3 protein-coding genes are annotated in these 2,711 nt (G+C 53.0%); 2 read left to right on the forward strand and 1 reads right to left on the reverse strand.

What is annotated here, in order from left to right:
• A partial coding sequence (locus tag ACTHUE_RS14830; protein ID WP_440423883.1) for a Tex-like N-terminal domain-containing protein occupies nt 1-1,354 on the reverse strand: 1,354 nt, incomplete at its 3' end.
• A gap of 129 nt (nt 1,355-1,483) precedes the next feature.
• On the opposite strand from ACTHUE_RS14830, the gene galE reads away from it, so the two are divergent.
• Nucleotides 1,484-2,500 (forward strand): UDP-glucose 4-epimerase GalE, encoded by a 1,017-nt coding sequence (gene galE, locus ACTHUE_RS14835; protein ID WP_003747972.1) that lies wholly within the window; start codon nt 1,484-1,486, stop codon nt 2,498-2,500.
• Between the two features lie 116 nt (nt 2,501-2,616).
• Nucleotides 2,617-2,711: NAD-dependent epimerase/dehydratase family protein (locus ACTHUE_RS14840; protein ID WP_440423009.1), on the forward strand; the 95-nt coding region annotated here is incomplete at its 3' end.

Here is a 2,711-nt window from a genome sequence, read left to right on the forward strand (position 1 = left end):
TGGGGTCGATTTTGACCAACTCGGCGAGCGGGTCTTGCAGCCTGCGGGCGATGGACACCGCGCCGCGCAGGGAAACGTCCAAGTCGGGGAACTCGCGCGCCGCCAGTTCGGACGCGGAATAAATCGATGCGCCGGCTTCGGAAACGACGATTTTGTGCAGCCCCATTTCGGGCATTCCGCGCACCAGTTCGCCCGCGATTTTGTCGGTTTCGCGGCTGGCAGTGCCGTTGCCGATGGCGATGAGTTTCACGCCGTGTTGTTTAATCAGGCGCGACAGCGTTGCCAACATATTGTTTTCTTGATGCAAATAGACGATGACCGTATCCAGCAACTTGCCCGTGTCGTCCACCACGGCGCATTTCACGCCGTTGCGGTAGCCGGGGTCGAGACCCAAAGTAGTTATCCGTCCGGCGGGCGCGGCGAGCAGCAAGTCTTTGAGATTGCGGGCGAACACGGTAATCGCGTCGGTATCAGCGGCTTCTTTCAGACGATTTAGTGCTTCAAGCTCCAACGACAAAAAGATTTTCGCGCGCCAAGTCAGGCGCACGGTGTCGCGCAGCCATTTGTGGCCGTCTGAAACCTTAAAACGGCGGGCGATGATTTGCTCGTATTCGCTTTGCTGCGTAATCGGCGTGTCGTCGGGCTGGTATTTGAGCGCGATGTTCAACACGCCTTCGTTGCGGCCACGCAAAACCGCCAGCGCGCGGTGGCTGGGCATGGTGCGGATGGGTTCGCGGTGGTCGAAATAATCGCTGAATTTTTCGCCTTCGGTTTCTTTGCCTTCAACGACTTGCGCGTGGATTTCGGCTTCGTTCCACAGCTTGTCGCGCAGCGTGCCGATGAGTTCCGCGTCTTCGGCAAACTGCTCCATCAGAATCGCACGCGCGCCGTCCAGCGCGGCCTTGGTGTCGGGGACGTTTTCGTTCAGGTAGCCCTGCGCGGCGGCTTCCACGTCCTGCGGCTGCTCGGTAAGCAACACGTCCGCCAGCGGCTGCAAACCGTGTTCACGCGCGATTTGCGCTTTGGTACGGCGTTTGGGTTTATAGGGCAGATACAGGTCTTCCAGCGCGGTTTTGTTGTCGGCAGCTTCGATTTGCGCCCTGAGGTCGTCTGAAAGCTTGCCTTGCTCTTCAATACTTTTTAAAACAACGGCTTTGCGATCTTCCAATTCGCGCAGATATTGCAGCCGCTCGGCAAGCTGGCGCAGCTGCGTATCGTCCAGCCCACCCGTGGCTTCTTTACGGTAACGCGCGATAAAGGGTACGGTCGCGCCGTCGTCCAAAAGCTCAATGGCGGCATTGATTTGCGCGGTAGTGGCGGAGAGTTCTTGGGAGAGAATTTGGGTAATGTTCATATATTCCTTCATATTCCATCTGAACGATTGATAGGACAGCACAACGTAAGATAATTTTTGGGAAGACAAAGGATAATACTGATACACTTCATTCAAAACAAGATAACATATGCTGTATAAGGAAAACCAATGACTATTCTTATCACCGGCGGTACCGGCTTTATCGGTTCCCATACCGTTGTTTCCCTGCTGAAATCAGGCTTTAATGCTGTGATTTTGGACAATTTGTGCAATTCGTCTGCCAATATCCTCCCGCGCTTGGAAAAGATTACCGGCAAGTCTGTGCCTTTTTATCAAGGGGATATCCGTGATCGTGAAGTGTTGCGTCAAATCTTTGCAGAACACGATATTGATGCCGTCATCCATTTTGCCGGCTTGAAGGCCGTCGGTGAAAGCGTGGCCGAACCAATGAAATACTACGACAACAATGTGTCGGGCAGCTTGGTTTTGGCTGAAGAAATGGCGCGTGCCGGCGTATTTAAGATTGTGTTCAGCTCATCTGCTACGGTTTACGGCGATCCGGGTAAAGTACCTTATACGGAAGATATGCAACCGGGGGATACGACCAGCCCTTACGGTACGTCCAAGTCTATGGTGGAGCGCATTTTGACGGATATCCAAAAGGCCGATCCGCGCTGGAGCGTGATTTTGTTGCGCTATTTCAACCCTATCGGTGCGCATGAAAGCGGTTTGATCGGCGAGCAGCCAAACGGTATCCCAAACAATCTGCTGCCTTATATCTGCCAAGTGGCTTCAGGCAAGCTGCCGCAATTGTCGGTTTTCGGCGATGACTACCCTACCCCAGACGGTACGGGTATGCGCGACTATATCCATGTGATGGATTTGGCGGAAGGCCATGTGGCGGCCATGCAGGCGAAAAGCGATGTGTCGGGCGTACACCTGTTTAATTTGGGTTCGGGACGTGCTTATTCGGTATTGGAAATCATCCGTGCCTTTGAGGCAGCCTCCGGTTTGACTATTCCGTTCCAAATCAAACCGCGTCGCGATGGCGATTTGGCCTGTTTCTACGCCGATCCCGCCTACACCAAAGCGCAGACCGGTTGGGAAACCAAGCGCGATTTGGCGCAGATGATGGAAGACTCATGGCGTTGGGTCAGCAACAACCCAAATGGCTACGACGATTAAGTTGACCTGATACAGGCCGTCTGAAAGAGATATTTTCAGACGGCCTCTTTATCTGAAAAACACACTTTCTGTCTGTTATAATCTGTTTATATTATTTTGACTATCCTCTGAAACTTATGAAAAAAATCCTTGTTACCGGCGGCGCGGGCTTTATCGGTTCTGCCGTTGTCCGTCATATTATCCAAAACACCCAAGACTCTGTCGTCAATGT

It is taken from the genome of Neisseria sp. P0021.S005, assembly GCF_051956955.1.